Origin of the sequence: Sorangium sp. So ce406, assembly GCF_051474675.1 — a bacterium.
GTDB lineage: Bacteria > Myxococcota_A > Polyangia > Polyangiales > Polyangiaceae > Sorangium > Sorangium cellulosum_G.
Genome location: NZ_CP150340.1, coordinates 12,556,356 through 12,571,162 on the forward strand (window position 1 = coordinate 12,556,356; position 14,807 = coordinate 12,571,162).

Annotated in this window: 14 protein-coding genes; 7 read left to right on the plus strand and 7 right to left on the minus strand. The window is 71.0% G+C overall.

Annotated features, from left to right (window positions below):
- The first annotated feature begins 277 nt into the window (after nt 1–277).
- Together WME96_RS47205 and WME96_RS47210 are read left to right on the plus strand one after the other, a co-directional pair.
- Nucleotides 278–1,228: a diacylglycerol/lipid kinase family protein gene (locus WME96_RS47205; RefSeq protein WP_437288090.1), complete on the plus strand. Its 951-nt coding sequence runs from the start codon at nt 278–280 to the stop codon at nt 1,226–1,228.
- A gap of 5 nt (nt 1,229–1,233) precedes the next feature.
- Nucleotides 1,234–2,043, plus strand: a complete 810-nt coding sequence (locus WME96_RS47210) for a metallophosphoesterase family protein (RefSeq protein WP_437288091.1) — start codon at nt 1,234–1,236, stop codon at nt 2,041–2,043.
- Nucleotides 2,044–2,181: 138 nt separating this feature from the next.
- Here WME96_RS47210 and xylB read toward each other — a convergent pair whose 3' ends face one another.
- The 7 genes from xylB to WME96_RS47245 all read right to left on the minus strand — a co-directional run bounded on the left by xylB (nt 2,182) and on the right by WME96_RS47245 (nt 8,460).
- Nucleotides 2,182–3,738 (minus strand): xylulokinase, encoded by a 1,557-nt coding sequence (xylB, locus tag WME96_RS47215; RefSeq protein WP_437288092.1) that lies wholly within the window; start codon nt 3,736–3,738, stop codon nt 2,182–2,184.
- 36 nt (nt 3,739–3,774) lie between these two features.
- Entirely contained in the window at nt 3,775–4,785 is a 1,011-nt protein-coding gene (locus WME96_RS47220; protein WP_437288093.1) for a zinc-dependent alcohol dehydrogenase family protein, read from the minus strand.
- Between the two features lie 104 nt (nt 4,786–4,889).
- The gene (locus WME96_RS47225) at nt 4,890–5,879 is read right to left on the minus strand and encodes a hypothetical protein (protein WP_437288094.1); all 990 of its coding nucleotides are present in this window, start codon (nt 5,877–5,879) and stop codon (nt 4,890–4,892) included.
- A gap of 114 nt (nt 5,880–5,993) precedes the next feature.
- A complete protein-coding gene (locus WME96_RS47230) occupies nt 5,994–6,659 on the minus strand; it encodes an LON peptidase substrate-binding domain-containing protein (protein WP_437288095.1) in 666 nt (221 codons plus the stop codon).
- 76 nt (nt 6,660–6,735) lie between these two features.
- Entirely contained in the window at nt 6,736–7,422 is a 687-nt protein-coding gene (locus WME96_RS47235) for an SDR family NAD(P)-dependent oxidoreductase (RefSeq protein ID WP_437288096.1), read from the minus strand.
- Nucleotides 7,419–8,000: a GTP cyclohydrolase I gene (folE, locus tag WME96_RS47240; protein WP_437288097.1), complete on the minus strand. Its 582-nt coding sequence runs from the start codon at nt 7,998–8,000 to the stop codon at nt 7,419–7,421. The genes WME96_RS47235 and folE overlap by 4 nt, the downstream gene beginning before the upstream one ends.
- 10 nt (nt 8,001–8,010) lie before the next feature.
- A complete protein-coding gene (locus WME96_RS47245; protein WP_437288098.1) occupies nt 8,011–8,460 on the minus strand; it encodes a DUF2203 domain-containing protein in 450 nt (149 codons plus the stop codon).
- Between the two features lie 244 nt (nt 8,461–8,704).
- On the opposite strand from WME96_RS47245, the gene WME96_RS47250 reads away from it, so the two are divergent.
- From WME96_RS47250 to WME96_RS47270, 5 genes are all read left to right on the plus strand, one after another.
- Nucleotides 8,705–9,550 (plus strand): ABC transporter permease, encoded by an 846-nt coding sequence (locus tag WME96_RS47250; RefSeq protein ID WP_437288099.1) that lies wholly within the window; start codon nt 8,705–8,707, stop codon nt 9,548–9,550.
- 52 nt (nt 9,551–9,602) lie between these two features.
- On the plus strand, nt 9,603–10,694 hold the full coding sequence (locus WME96_RS47255) for a polyamine ABC transporter substrate-binding protein (RefSeq protein ID WP_437288100.1): 1,092 nt from the start codon (nt 9,603–9,605) through the stop codon (nt 10,692–10,694).
- 13 nt (nt 10,695–10,707) lie between these two features.
- Entirely contained in the window at nt 10,708–11,589 is an 882-nt protein-coding gene (locus WME96_RS47260) for an ABC transporter permease (protein ID WP_437288101.1), read from the plus strand.
- 34 nt (nt 11,590–11,623) lie between these two features.
- Nucleotides 11,624–12,709 carry an ABC transporter ATP-binding protein gene (locus tag WME96_RS47265; RefSeq protein WP_437288102.1) on the plus strand — a complete coding sequence of 362 codons (1,086 nt, stop codon included), beginning with the start codon at nt 11,624–11,626 and terminating at the stop codon, nt 12,707–12,709.
- 153 nt (nt 12,710–12,862) lie between these two features.
- Nucleotides 12,863–14,797: a DUF2330 domain-containing protein gene (locus WME96_RS47270; protein ID WP_437288103.1), complete on the plus strand. Its 1,935-nt coding sequence runs from the start codon at nt 12,863–12,865 to the stop codon at nt 14,795–14,797.
- Nucleotides 14,798–14,807 lie beyond the last annotated feature (10 nt).

Genomic DNA, 14,807 nt, shown 5'->3' on the forward strand with positions numbered 1-14,807 from the left:
AGGCAGCCTGGAGCGGCGCCGCCTGCCGGGCGGCCGCTCCGCCGGCGGGGCTGCCGGCTCCGCCGGGGGGCGCGAGGCGCTCGGCGGAGGGGTGGTTCCCGCGGAGACGGTCCGTGAAAGCGCGCCTCGCCGGGGGGCACCGCAAGCAGCGGAGAGGCCGGGCGCGCGGCTTGCTTTGCTCGTCGGGACGGCGCGGGGCGCGTGAGCTGCCTCGTCGCCGTCCGGTGAACACGAGCCCTCGCTCTCTGCTGGAAACTCGACGGTGACACAACGATCCGTGGCTGTCCTCCTGAACTGCTCTTCTCGGTCGAACCGCGCGGCGGAGCAGCGCGCGCGGCTCGGGGAGCTCCTGAACGAGAGCGGCCTCGCCGCGGATCTGCTGTGCGCCGAGAAGGGTCGGCACATGGGGGAGCTCGCCCGGCGCGCGGCGCGGGGGCCCTATGATCTCGTCGTGGCGGGCGGGGGTGATGGCACGATGAGCACGGTCGCCGCGGCGATCGCGGAGACCGACAAGACGATGGGCGTCCTGCCGCTCGGCACGGTGAACCATTTCGCCAAGTACCTGGGTGTGCCGCTCGACCTGGAGGGCGCGGTGCGCACCCTGGTGGAGGGCCGGCGCGTCCAGGTCGATCTGGGCGAGGTCAACGGTCGGGTCTTCGTGAACAACTCGACCCTGGGCATCTATCCGAGCATCGTGCGCGATCGCGAGGCGCTCCGGAAGCGGAGGGGGATCAACAAGTGGCTCGCCTTCGCGCTGGCGACCGTCTCCGGGATCCGGCGCCACAAGGGGGCTCGGCTCCGGCTCCTGCTGGATGGGCAGGAGCTCGAGCTCGACACGCCGTTCGTGTTCGTCGCCAACAGCGATTTCAAGCTCGGTGATCTCGACCTCGCCCGCCAGCGCCCGCCGCACCGGGGCGAGCTCGGCGTGTGCGTGGCGCGCGCGGAGAGCCGCCTGGCGATGCTCAAGCTGATCGCCAGCGCCTTCGCCGGGCGCATCCAGAAGGCGAATGATTTCAGTATCATGCGCACGACGGAGCTGCGCGTGGAGGCGCCTTGCCGGACGCTCCACGTGGCCGCGGACGGCGAGATTCTCCGGATGACGCCGCCGCTCGTCTACCGCACGAGGCCGTCAGCGCTGCGCGTCCTCGTCCCCCTGTCGTCGGACATCAGCGCGGGATCGCGGCGGCAGGAGGACCAACCCGGGCGTCTCGCCGCGCTGGGGGGATGATCATCATGCGCACCCTCGTGCACCTGTCGGATCTGCACTTCGGACGCGTGGACAAGGCCATTCTGCGCCCGCTGATCGACAGGATATGGGGGATCGAGCCCCACGTGGTCGTGATCTCTGGCGACCTGACGCAGCGGGCGCGCAGCGCGGAGTTCGCCGAGGCCCGCGCCTTCCTCGACGACCTGCCGACGCCGCAGATCGTGGTGCCCGGGAACCACGATGTCCCGCTCTACAACCTGTTCGACCGGTTCTTTCGCCCGCTCGACAGATACCGGAGCCACATCACGGACGATCTCTCGCCGTTCCACGTGGACACAGAGATCGCGATCCTCGGCATCAACACCGCGCGCTCGCTGACGATCAAGGACGGGCGCATCAACGCGCGCCAGATCCAGGGCATCAAGGAGAGGATGTGCGACCTGGGGCCCGAGGTCACGAAGGTGGTGGTCACGCATCACCCGTTCGATCTGCCCGCGAACTCGCCCCACGACATCGTCGGTCGCGCGAAGCAGGCGATGGCCGCCATCGCCGGCTGCGGCGTCGACATCATCATGTCAGGCCACCTGCACCTCAGCCACACCGGCCACTCCGCGGAGCGCTTCGAGGCCGGCGGCCACTCCTCGCTGATCATCCAGGCTGGCACGGCGACATCGACGCGCGGCCGCGGGGAGCAGAACGCGTTCAACGTGATCCGCATCGACGGGAAGAAGATCCATATCGAGCGCAATTACTGGCAGCCGGAGGGCAGCGCCTTCGGGATCGCGGCCCCGGAGCATTTCGAGGAGACGCCGCGGGGGTGGGTGCGGGCGGCGTAGGCGAGTTACACGAGAAGGAGAGAACGAACCACAGAGGCACAGAGGGCACAGAGGGGAGAAAAGAAAGAGAGATAATGACTCTTTCTTCTTCTCTCTCCTCTGTGCCCTCTGTGCCTCTGTGGTTCGATTCTCTCTATCTCACGCCAGCTTCCCGAGCTGCCGGAACCGCTCGCGCAGGTCGCTGTAGAGCCCCTGGTACACCGCGTGGATCTCGCGGTACCGCGCCGAGCGCGCCTGGTCCGGCGCGACGCGCGAGACGACGTGCACGAACGCGTCCGCCGCCTCCTCGACCGACGAGAACAGCCCGGCGCCCGCCGCGCCGAGCAGCGCCGCGCCGTACGCCGGACCCTCGGTCGACGTCGTGATCGCCACCGGCGCCTCGAAGACGTCCGCCATGAGCTGCCGCCAGAACGGGCTGCGCGCCCCGCCGCCGGTCAGCCGGATCTCGTCGATCGTCACCGGCGCCGCGCCGTTCGTCTGACCCACGCCGCGCATCAGGCCCAGCGAGTCCGCCAGCCCGAACGTGATGCCCTCGAGCACCGCCCGCGAGACGTCGGCCTTCGTCGTGCGGGCGCTCAGCCCGACGAACGCGCCGCGCGCCGCCGCGTCGTTGTGCGGCGTGCGCTCGCCCATCAGGTACGGCAGGAAGACGACCCCGCCGGCGCCCGGGCGCGCCGTCGACGCCGTGTCGGAGATGATCTCGTACGGATCGACCTTGCGGAGCTCCGCCCCCATGCGCTCCCCGTCACAGAGGACGTCGCGGTACCAGCGGAGCGCGCCGCCGGCGGCGAGCATCACGCCCATCAGGTAGAAGCGGCCCGGGACCGCGTGGCAGAAGCTGTGCAGCCGCATCTCGGGCTCCACGATCCACGAGTCGGTGTGCGCGAGGATGACGCCGCTCGTGCCGACCGACGCCATCGCGCGGCCAGGGCGCACGATGCCGAGCCCCACCGCGCCCGCCGCGTTGTCCGCCGCGCCGCGCACGACCAGCGTGCCCGCGGGCAGGCCCGTCGCCGACGCGACCTCGGACGTGAGCTGGCCGAGCGGCGCGTTCGACGGCGCCGACCGCGGGAAGATCCCGCGCGGGACGCCGACCGCCGCGAGCAGCTCGGCGCTGAAGGCGCGATCGCCCGGCGAGAACGCCAGCGTGCCGCTCGCGTCGCTGTCGTCCGTCCCGAGCTCGCCCGTCAGCCGCAAGCCCACGAAATCCTTCGGCATCAGCACCGCGCGCACGCGGGCGAACGCCTCGGGCTCGTGCTCCCGCAGCCAGAGCAGCTTCGGCAGCGTGAACCCCTCGAGCGCGCGGTTGCCGACGAGGCGCGCGAGGCCCGCGTCGCCGACCTTCGGGTTCGCGCGGATCGCGTCGCACTCGGCCGTGGTGCGCGTGTCGCACCACAGGATCGCCGGCCGGATCACGGCCTGCGCCTCGTCCAGCAAGACCGCCGAGTGCATCTGCCCGGTGAGCCCGATCGCGCGCACCTCGTCCCGGCGCGGGCCGAGCGCGCGGGCGAGCTCGCCGAGGGCGCTCAGCGCCGCCGCGGCGAAGTCCTCGGGATCCTGCTCGGCCCACCCGGCGTGCGGGGTGGAGAGCGGGTACTCGCGGTGCGCCGACGCGACCGCCGCGCCGCGCTCCGTCTCAACTGCGATGGCCTTGAGGCCGCTGGTCCCAACGTCGATTCCGATCACGATGGCCATGGAGAGCGTCCTTTTTCGTAAAGAAAGGGTGAGCGATTAGAACACGACCTGGAGCTTCATCGGCGCGGTGCCCTTCTTCATCATCTCCAGCCCGCGCGGGAGCTCCTCGACCGGCATCGCCTCGGAGAGGAGCTTCTTTACGTCGACCGCCCCGCGCTCCATCAGCTTGAAGGCGCGGTCGTACGTCCTGCGGATCGCGAAGCTGCCGATGATCTCGAGATCGCGCCGGTAGATCTCGAACGGCGAGATCTCGATCTTGTCGTGCGGGCCGCACACGCCGAAGACGAGGTACCGGCCGCCGTTCTTGACGTACTGCAGCGAGTCGCCGAGCACCCGGGCGATGCCCGTCGCGTCGATGACGACGTCGAAGCCGTAGGGCGCGATCTTCCTGAGCTTCGCCTGGACCGCGTTGTCGGCGACGACCACCTCGGTCGCGCCGTGCTGGCGGGCGAGGTCGAGCTTCGACTCGACGACGTCGACCACCGTGACCGCCGCGGCGCCGTTTGCGCGGCTCGCCTGGAGGTGGAGCTGGCCGATCGGGCCGGCGCCGATCACCAGCACCTCCGAGCCGATCTCGATGCGCGCGCGATCCTGGCCGAACACGACGCACGCGAGCGGCTCGCAGAACGCCGCCTCGCTGAACGAGACGCGCTCGAAGCGATAACAGTTCTTCGCGGGCACCCGGACGAGCTCGGCGAAGCCGCCGTCGCGGGTGACGCCGACGGCATTCCACTTCAGACAGTGGTTCTGCCGGTTGATCATGCAGAAATGACACTCTTCGCAGGTCACCGTCGGGTCGACCATGACCCGGTCGCCCGGCTTCAGGTCCGTGACCTCGGCGCCCACCTCGGCCACCTCGCCGGCGACCTCGTGCCCGGGGATGAGCGGGAAGGTGGGGAAGAAATCGCCCTCCCAGATGTGCACGTCCGTCCCGCAGATGCCGCAGGCCTTCGCGCGGACGAGGACGTCGCGCGGGCCGATCTGCGGCGGGACGACGTCGTTGCGGACGGCGATCTTCTTGACGGCTTCGAGCACGGCTGCCTTCACGCGACACCTCCTCGAGGCGTCGCATAAGCGGGCCGCGGCCGCGCGTCGAGGGCCGTCGACCGCCGCCCCGCGCGGCACGGCGCAGGGCGGCTCGACGCTGGCGGTCAGGACTTGGCGGACGGCTTGGGCGGAGAGATCGTGCGCCAGAGGAACGCGTAGACGTCCATCAGATCGCGCGGGGCGAGGCTGCGCTCGCGCAGGCGTCGCTCGAGGTCGCGCGCGAGCGATTGCATCCGGGCATAACCCTCGGCGCTCGGCACGCGGTCGTAGGCGAGGTTGAAGCCGAGCACGACGGCCTGCTTCTCGAAGAAGGACGGCTTCACGAACACGTGCTCCTCCGGGTAGACGAGCGCGCTCAGGATCGTCGCGAGCGGCCACGTGGCGACCTTGGCCGCAGCGAGCACGCCGGCCAGCCGGTCGAAGCGCGCGGCGTAGTCGCCGCCGCCGTGGAGGAGATCGACGACCGCCTCGGCGTAGGCGCGGTGGTGCTCGGCCGGCATCTTGTTGAAGGGGATGAGATCGCCGAGCGGGTGCAGGAGGCCGGTCGCGGCCTTGTGGACCTTGTGGATGCGCTCCATGAAGTCGGCGAGGTTGCCCGCCGCGAGCAGCGCCTCGAGCTCGCCCTTGCCGAGCAGCGCGCGCGCCGTCTCGATGGCGCTCTGCTTGTAGGCCTTGCTCTTCTTCTTCGCCCCGCCGTTCGCCGCCTCGCCGCCCGCGGCGCCGCGCTCCTCGGCGATGAAATGCGGGCCCCCGAACCCGCCCTCGAACTGCGACTCGAAGCTCGCGACCTGCTCGTCGAAGCTCGTGACCGGCGGCGCGACCACGCGGGCGCGCTGCTTCTTGGCGGCGGCGGAGGGCCGATCACGGAGCCCGCGGATCCGCGCCTCGAGCGCGTTCGCCTCGTCGTCGCCGAGCTGCACCGGCTCGAGCTTCGACCAGAAAGCCTTGGCGATCGAGTGATTGTGGCCGTCCTCGAAGTCGTAGAAGCGCTTTTCGTCGCGCTCCTCGACGAGGTATCCGAGTCCCCACTGGGGACACCCCGGGTGCTTGACGATGATCGGGGCAGAAGGTTCCGTTGAACGAGAGGTCGCCATAGGCGGCGCAGCCTACCCGATCTTGGGGCGCCCGCACCCCGCTCTACATCGCTTCTGGACTCGCGTTCAGGTACAGCGCGCAAACATCGCGCGCTCGAGCCCAGCCGAGCTGACTCAGTTGACGTCGCGCGTCGCGGTGGCGAGCGCGAGTTGCTGGAGAGCGAGCGCTTCCGTCACGCGGCGCACCCGCGCGGCGACGTTCAGGGTCTCCAGAACGGCCTGCCGCTCCCGGGCGTCGAGGATCAGGTGGTGGGCGCAGAGGTCCACGACGAGCGAGGTGGCCGCGTCGCGCGGCAGGCGGAACTCGAAGCCGCTGTCGCGCTCGCGGACGAGCGAGGAGAACGAGGCCGCGGTCGAGATGAGCGCGGCGTGGTCCTGGGCCGAGACCTCGGCGGGCTCGTCCTCGAGGACGGTCGCGGCCGCCGTGCGGTAGGGCGGCACGAAGGGGCGCTCCGCCAGGCGGACGCGGGCGCGGCCGCGCAGGACGATGTTGTAGCGGCCCCCCGGCAGCTCGGCGTGGTCGATGATCTCGCCGGCGCCGGCCACGCCCGCGATCGCCGGGTGACCGTGCGCGTCCACCGCGCGGGTGTCCGTGATGAGGACGACCGAGAGGATGCGGTGCGTCTCGAGGGCGTCGCGCACGAGGGCGCGGTAGCGCGGCTCGAAGATGTGCAGCGGCAAGAGCGCGCCGGGGAAGAGCACCGTCTGCGGCAGCGGGAACAGCGGGAGCTCGGGCAATGCCGCGGTGAGATCGCCAGGTCGCGGAGGCGTCGTTTCCACGGCCCAAGGCTAGCACGCAGGTGCGCCGGGTGTGGCGGCCGCACGTACACCGAGCTCGGCAAGGAGGCCGGCGCGGTCAGCCGAACATCTCGAGCGCCGAGCCGGTGACGGCGTCGGGCGCGTCGAGCGCGGCGTACACGATGAGCTGCGCCACGTCGTCGGCGCTCATCTGCGGGGGGAAGCCGCTGCCGACGAGCATGTCGGTGTCGACCGAGCCGGGGAGCACGGCGATGGACTGGAGCCCCTTGCCGCGCAGCTCCTCGGCCAGGCTCTTCGAGAAGCCGACGAGCCCCCACTTCGACGCGGCGTACGACGCATTGCCTGGCGACGCGATGGTCGAGGAGATGCTGCCGACGTGGACGAGCCGCCCGCGGCCCTGCGCCAGCATCGACGGGAGAAAGGCGCGCGATACGAGGTAGGGGCCGCGGAGGTTGACCGCGATGACCTCGTCCCAGGCCGCGGGCGCGGTCTCGTGGACCTGCGCGCCGCGGCGCACGATGCCCGCGTTGTTCACGACGACGCGCGGCGCGCCGAGCCACGCCACGACCTCGGCGGCGGCGCGCGCCACCTGCTCCTCGGAGGCGACGTCGCACGGGATCGGCAGCGCGGCGACGTCGAGGCGGCGGACCTCGTCGGTCACCGCGTCGAGCCGCGGGCTCGGGCGGCCGAGCAGCGCGACGGCGAGGCCGCGGCGCGCGAGCGCGAGCGCCGTCGCCCGGCCGATCCCGCGGCTCGGCCCCGTGACGACAGCGACGCCGGTCACGCGCGGCACCCCCCGGAGAGCGCGGCGGCGAACGCGAGGTCGCGCTCCGGCCCCGGCTCGGCGAACACCCCCGCGACAGCGACCGTCTCGATGAGGGCGCCCGCCTTGCGCTCGCCGCGGGCGATGAGGCAGGTGTGGGTCAACGCGAGCTTGCACAGCGCGCCGCGCGCGCCGAGCTCGTGGACGAGCAGATCCACGAGCTGCCCGCCGATGCGCTCCTGCAGGGTCAGCCGGCGCGCGAGCGCGTCGAGCACGTGCGCGATCGTGCCGATGCCGGCGACCCGCGGGCCTGGCAGGTAGGCGACGATCCCGGTGCCGTGGCCGGGCAGCAGGTGGTGCGGGCACATCGTGGTGACGGCGAGGTCGCGGGCGACGACGAGCCCGCGCTCGAAGGGGCCCGTCTCCATGGCGCCCTCGCGCAGCACCGCGGCCGCGTCGATGGCCTCGCCCTCGATCAGGTCGTCCGCCCACGCGTCCGCGACCCGCTCGCCCGTGCCGGCGAGCTCCCCCTCGACGTCGCGCCCGAGCGCGCGAAGGAACTCCTCGATGGCCCAGGCCGCTCTCTGCCGATCGATCACGGGGGCCTCGTCAGTTGAGGAGCTGCCGGCGCTTGGCCGCGGTGATCGGCTTGCGCCCGGCGTAGCCGGACTCGAGCGCGTGGTAGTGCTCGACCGCCGGCTCGCCGTAGCGCCAGCAGAGCCAGACGAGGGCGCCGTCGAGGCGCCCATAGAAATCGCAGAGCCCGATCCGCTGGTCCTTCACGACCACCCCGAGCTCCTCGACGTCGCGCCACCCGGCCTCGTAGGCGGCGATCTTCTCGGAGAGCTCGCGCTCCTGGGCCCGCGCCTGCTCGCTGCCGCTGCGCGCCAGCTCGACGAGCTGCTCGGGCGTCGTCACCGGGCTCGGCACGGCGTCCACGAGCTCGCGCCAGCAGCGCTCGATCTCGCCCGCCAGGGCGAGCTGCCGGCCGATCTGCGACGAGAGCTGCGGGACGAGGGCGTTCGCCTCTTCGATCGTCCAGATGCGAGGAGCGCTCACGGGACCTCACCTGAAGGGCGGCGCGACGACCCGGTCATGCAGGGCCGGTAAGCGGAGGAGGGGGCGGTGTCAAGGGCCTCTCCGGAACGCCACCCTCGTTGCGCGGCGCCGCGGCGCGCCCGTCGGCGGGGCGCGCCCGTCGGCGGGGCGCGCCGGGCCACATCGGCGGGTTGCAGTGGTTGCAAACGGCGTTCCGCCGGCGATAAGCTCGCGCCGCGACCGTGTAAGATTGCGAGGCCGCCGCATGCGACTCCGGAGGTTGTCGGGCATCAAGCTGTCGAATCTGCTCCTTGGCGGCTGGAGCGGCCTGGTCCTCTTCTATCTGTATCTCCCGATCGTGCTCCTGGTCGTTTACTCGTTCAACGACTCGCGGATGAGCGTCGTCTGGGAGGGGTTCACCTTCAAGTGGTATCGGCAGCTCTTCGGCGAGCTCGTCGCGCACCTCGGCGACGAGCGCCGGTCGCCGCTCATCGAGTCGCTGAGCAACAGCGTGATCATCGCCGGCGTCACCACGGCGTTCTCGGTCGCCCTCGGCACGGCGGGCGCCTTCCTGCTCTACCGGTACAGGTTCCCCGCGCTCCGGTCGATCACCACGCTGATCTTCATCCCCATGATCATCCCGGAGATCATCATGGGGATCAGCCTGCTCATCTTCTTCAAGACGGTGGAGGTCGAGCTCGGCTTCACGACGGTGATCATCTCGCACATCACCTTCTGCTTCCCGTTCGTGCTCATCGCCGTCCAGGCGCGGCTCGCGGGGCTCGACCCGTCGCTCGAGGAGGCCGCCCTGGATCTCGGGGCGACGCCGCTCAAGGCGTTCTTCCTGGTCATGGTGCCTTATCTTCTGCCCGCGATCATCTCCGGGGCGCTGATGTCGTTCACGCTGTCGATGGACGAGCTCATCGTCACCTATTTCACGCGCGGGCCCAAGTCCGAGACCTTGCCGATCAAGGTGTTCGGCATGGCGAAGGTCGGTCTGAACCCGATGCTGAACACGATCTCGACCGTGTTCATCGTCGCGACCGCGATGCTGGTGGTGGTCGCCGAGTCGCTGAAGGGCACCGCGAGGCGGCTCCCGGACGAGGGCTGAAGGCGAGCGCGGCGCGGACACGCCTGCGCCGGCAAGACAAGGAGCAAGGCCAATGAAACGCATCTCAGCGCTCTTGATACTGATGGTCGTCCCCCTCATGGCCCTCCTCGGCTGTGGCAAGAAGGAGAGCCCGGCGCCGCAGGCGGCCGCCTCGGGCAGCGGGCCGGCGGCCGAGCCGAAGGCGGGGGGCGAGCTCAACCTCTTCGGGTGGTCCGAGTACATCCCCCAGGAGGTCCTGGACGGCTTCACCAAGGAGACGGGGATCAAGGTCAATTACGAGACCTACGCCTCGAACGAGGAGATGATGTCGAAGCTCCTCGCGGGGAGCACCCGGTACGACCTCATCCAGCCGTCGGAGTACGCGGTCGAGGCGCTGATCAAGCAGAACAAGCTCCAGCCGCTCGATCACGCGCGCATCCCGAACCTGAAGAACATCGCGCCGACGTTCAGGAACCAGGCGCACGACCCGGAGCTCAAATACACCGTCCCCTACATGGGCACGACGGTCGGCATCGTCGTCAACACCGAGAAGGTGAAGGAGCCCATCAAGGGCTTCAAGGACGTGTTCCAGCCGAAGTACAAGGGGCGCATCGTGGCCCTGAACGACGCGCGCGAGATCGTCGCCTGGGTGATGGTCACGATGGGCCTCGACGCCAACGACGTGACGCCCGAGAACCTCGCGAAGATCAAGCCGACCCTCGCGGAGTGGATCAAGCTCGTGAAGGTGTTCGACTCCGACAGCCCGAAGACGGCGCTGCTCAACGGCGACGTCGACATCGGCGTCGTCTGGAGCGGGGAGGCGGCCCTGCTCTACCAGGAGGACAAGAACAAGTTCCAGTTCGTCCTGCCGGCCGAGGGGACGCACAAGGCGATCGACAGCCTGGCGGTCCCGACCAACGCCGAGAACAAGATCGGCGCGGAGATGTTCATGAACCACATCCTCCGTCCCGAGGTCAGCAAGCTCATCTCGGACAAGTTCCCCTACACGAACCCGAACACCGAGGCGCGCAAGCTGCTCACGCCGGAGCAGCTCGCGAACCCGGCGAGCTACCCGCCCCTCGCCGGCATGGAGACCTTCCACGACATCGGCAAGGCGGCGGCGGACGTGGACAAGCTGGTGACGGACCTCAAGGCGTCGCAGTGATCGGCGGGGCGTCATGAACACGGCCACGGGGCAGGTCGTCGAGTTCCAGGGCGCCCGGCGGAGGCCGGGCGTCCGCGGGTGGCTGCTGCTCGCCCCGCTCCTCGTGTGGCTGCTCGCCTTCGTCGTGGCGCCCACCGCGATCATGCTCGTCTACAGCTTCTGCGAGCGGGACGAGCTCGGGCAGGTGGTCTTCCGCCTCTCGCTCTCGAGCTACGCGCGCGTGCTCGACGCGACCTACCTGAAGATCCTGCTCAACTCGATCCGCTACGCCGCGATCACCACGGCGATCTGCCTCGTGGCAGGGTATCCGGTGGCGTACTTCATCGGCCGGGCGCGCGAGGGGATCCGGAACAAGCTGCTCATGCTGGTCATGGTGCCTTTCTGGACCAGCTTCCTCATCCGGACGTATGCCTGGATGTCCATCCTCAAATCGGAGGGGCTCCTGAACGGGATACTCCTCTATTTGCGGATCATCTCGGCGCCGCTCGACATCATGTACACGCCGGCGGCGGTGGTCATCGGGCTCGTCTACTCGTACTTGCCGTTCATGATCCTGCCCATCTACGGGAGCGTCGAGAAGCTGGACAACGCGCTCATCGAGGCGGCGTTCGACCTCGGCGCGAGGCCGGTGTCCGCCTTCTCCCACGTCATCGTCCCGCTCACCCGCCCGGGGATCCTGGCGGGGGTCCTCCTCGTGTTCATCCCGGCGCTCGGGATGTTCGCGATCACCGACCTCATGGGCGGGGCGCGCGTGCCGATGATCGGCAACGTGATCCAGAACCAGTTCGGGCAGGCGCGCGACTGGCCGTTCGGCGCCGCGCTCGGCATGACGCTCCTCCTCCTGTTCTCCGTGTTCTTCCTGCTCGGCCTGCGCAAGGAGCCGGAGCGCGGATGAGCTCCCGGTCTCCGAGGTACTCCGAGGTAAATCGATGGGTGTGATGGTCGAGCTCCGCGCGGTCACCAAGCGATTCGGCAGCTTCCTCGCGGTGAACGAGGTGGATCTCCAGATCAGGGCAGGTGAGTTCATCACGCTGCTCGGTCCCTCGGGGTGCGGCAAGACGACGCTGCTCCGGATGATCTCGGGCTTCGAGACGCCGACGACCGGCGCCGTCTTGCTGGAGGGGAAGGACGTGACGCACGAGCCGCCCTACCGGCGCGACGTGAACCAGGTGTTCCAGAGCTACGCGCTGTTCCCGCACATGACCGTGCAGGACAACATCAGCTTCGGCCTGCGGATGAAGAAGGTGCCGCGGGCGGAGATGGACGAGCGGGTCCGCGCCGCGGTCGCGATGGTGTCGCTCGGGGGCATGGAGCAGCGCAAGCCGGCGCAGCTCTCCGGCGGCCAGCGGCAGCGGGTCGCGCTCGCGCGGGCCATCGTGTGCCGCCCGAAGGTGCTGCTCCTCGACGAGCCGCTGTCCGCGCTCGACGCGAAGCTCCGGCACGCGATGCAGGTGGAGCTCAAGGAGCTGCAGAAGAAGCTCGGGATCACGTTCGTGTTCGTGACCCACGACCAGGAAGAGGCGCTCACCATGAGCGACCGCATCGCCGTGATCAACAAGGGCCGGGTCGAGCAGCTCGGCGACGCGTCGCAGATCTACCACCGCCCCAAGACGACGTTCGTCGCGAACTTCATCGGCCATGCCAACATCCTCCGGGCGGCCGTCCTGTCGCGGAGCGGCGAGCGCGCGCGGGTCCGGCTCGAGGGGGGGATCGAGCTCCTCGTTAACGCCGAGCACCTCGCGCCCGGGGCGGACAGCGCGCTCATCTCGATCCGGCCGGAGAAGGTCGCCCTCCGCAAGGAGCGGCAAGCCGCCTTCGAGAACTGCTTCGAGGCGCACGTCGAGGACGAGCTGTTCAAGGGCGCGACCGACCAGCTCCGGCTCCGGACCGACTCCGGGCTCACGCTCACCGCCGTGGTGGCCAACGAGAGCTCCGGCCAGGCGGCGCTCCACGCCGGCGACAGGGTGTTCTGCCACCTCCACCCCGACGACATCGTCATCGTCCACGAGGCGTGAGCCGCCGCGTCGTCCACGGGGCGCTCCTCGCGGCAGGGTCGCTGTGGCGATGGAGCGTCGTGAACCGCGGTTCTCAGCCGGCCTCGACAGCGTGGAGGTCGGCCTCGAAACCCGCGTACGATGGAGGGCATGCTGCTTGCCAATCGGCCTCGTATGCACAGACGGTCGCTTGCGCTTGCGCTTCCTGCGGTCCTCCTCTCGTTCTCCGGCGCCGGTGACGCCCTCGCGGCGGGGGCGTTGCTGCCCGGCGCTGGGCAGACGTCGGTCGAGCAGCGCGTCGCCGTCGCGGCGGGGCCGGAGCGCACGACGATCTGGACGAGCCTGCGGTTCCAGGGCGCGAGCGGGCCTGTGGCGCTCGTCGTGCCGGTGCCCCCGCGCGCGGCGCTCGACGTGAGCTCGGACGCGTGGCTCGAGGCGCTCGAGGCGGCGACCGCGCCGCGCGTGCTCCCGCCCGAGGGCGCCGTCTCGTACTGCCCCGGGGAGGAGGGCGCGCCGGCGCCGTTCGACATGACCGGGCGGCTCGCCCACGAGGCGACGCTGAAGCCTGTCGAGGTGACGGTGCTCGCCGACGTGGACGCTGTCGCGCAGTGGGCGGCGTCGGCCGGGCTCGCGCTCTCCCCCGAGACGGCGGCGCAGCTCGGCGCGTTGCAGGGGGTGCGGTTCGCGGCGGCCCGGTTCGACGCGCCCGGCGGGCCGGCGGTCACGAGGACGCTGCGCGTCGCGATGGGCGGCGGCGCGCCGCTCCTGCCGCTGTCGCTGACCAGGGCGGACGAGGGCGACGTGCTGGTGACCGCGTGGCTCCTCGGCGACGGCCGGGGCGCGCTGTCGGGCGCGGCGCCGGTGACGCTCCCGCCGGCCTCGCTGACCTGGGACGCGAGCGCGCAGCGCAGCGATTATGCGGAGATCCGCGCCGAGGTCCTCGGGCAGGCGCGCGACGGGGCGCTCGTCGAGCGCGCGGGCCACGACGCGCTGAGCCGCAGCATCGCGATCGGCAGCGACAGCGTCGACAGCGTGGTCGCGGCGTACTTCGCGCGCGCGGACGCGTACGGCGACCTCCCCGACGGGCCGGGGTCGTGCGCCGCGGTGGCCGCGGCCGCTCTCGCGTCGAGCCTCGCGGTCGCCGCGAGCTGCCCGCGCGCCGAGCACGGCGTTGTCGACGGCGCGGCCGACTGCGCGGAGTCGCCGCGGCGGGACGAGACGGATCCGGAGCTCCTGCGCTGCGGTCCGATCGCCGACGATCTCGCGGTCGGGCTCTCCGGTCTCGCGCCGTCGTCGGTGTGGCTCACCCGCGTCTCGATGCGGCTCGCGGCCGGCCAGTCCGGCGCCGACTGGCCGCTGATCTTCGGGGACGGCGCGTCGGTCTCGCCCGTCGTGCGGGCCGGCCGCATCCGCCTCGACGAGTGCTCCGGCGACGCCGGCGGCGGCGGCGCGGGCGCTGGCCCCGGCGGCTCGTCGGGGAGCGGGCCCGGGGGCCTGGGCGGCGGGCCGGGCGCCGGCGGCTCGAGCGCGACCGGCGGGCCGTCGGGCGTGGACGACGACCCGTATTATTACGACGACGAGCCGGTCGCCGACGTGGGCTGCGGCTGCTCCGGCACCGCCGACACGGTCGTCGTCGACACCGACGAGCAGGGCGAGGACGTCTATTACGAAGACGAGTACGAGGACGACGGCTGCAGCGGGGACACGAGCGAGCCGGCGCCCGAGGACGAGTACTACGCGGAGGACGACGGCTGCAGCGGGGACACGAGCGAGCCGGCGCCCGAGGACGAGTACTACGCGGAGGACGACGGCTGCAGCGGGGACACGAGCGAGCCGGAGTCCGAGGACGAGTATTACGCGGAGGACGACGGCTGCAGCGGGGATACGAGCGAGCCGGACTCCGGGGACGAGTACTACGCGGAGGACGACGGCTGCAGCGGGGGCTCCGACGACTCCGCCGAGTCGGAGGACTGCTCGGTCGCGGGCGAGCGGCGCGCGAGCGTCCGGAAGAAGCGGGGGCCGAAGCTGTCGGTCATGGCGCTCGGCGCCTTCGCGCTGATCGCGCCGCTCCGGCGCGCGAGCCGGCCGCGGCGGGGCGAGCGGCGGTAGGGATCGGGGG

Bases quoted from the DNA above. Each gene is read 5' to 3' on its own strand.
- WME96_RS47210 (WP_437288091.1), top strand. From the start codon at position 1,234: ATGCGCACCCTCGTGCACCTGTCGGATCTGCACTTCGGACGCGTGGAC.
- xylB (WP_437288092.1), bottom strand. From the start codon at position 3,738: ATGGCCATCGTGATCGGAATCGACGTTGGGACCAGCGGCCTCAAGGCC.
- WME96_RS47225 (WP_437288094.1), bottom strand. From the start codon at position 5,879: ATGGCGACCTCTCGTTCAACGGAACCTTCTGCCCCGATCATCGTCAAG.
- WME96_RS47250 (WP_437288099.1), top strand. From the start codon at position 8,705: ATGCGACTCCGGAGGTTGTCGGGCATCAAGCTGTCGAATCTGCTCCTT.
- WME96_RS47255 (WP_437288100.1), top strand. From the start codon at position 9,603: ATGAAACGCATCTCAGCGCTCTTGATACTGATGGTCGTCCCCCTCATG.
- WME96_RS47260 (WP_437288101.1), top strand. From the start codon at position 10,708: ATGAACACGGCCACGGGGCAGGTCGTCGAGTTCCAGGGCGCCCGGCGG.
- WME96_RS47265 (WP_437288102.1), top strand. From the start codon at position 11,624: ATGGGTGTGATGGTCGAGCTCCGCGCGGTCACCAAGCGATTCGGCAGC.
- WME96_RS47270 (WP_437288103.1), top strand. From the start codon at position 12,863: ATGCACAGACGGTCGCTTGCGCTTGCGCTTCCTGCGGTCCTCCTCTCG.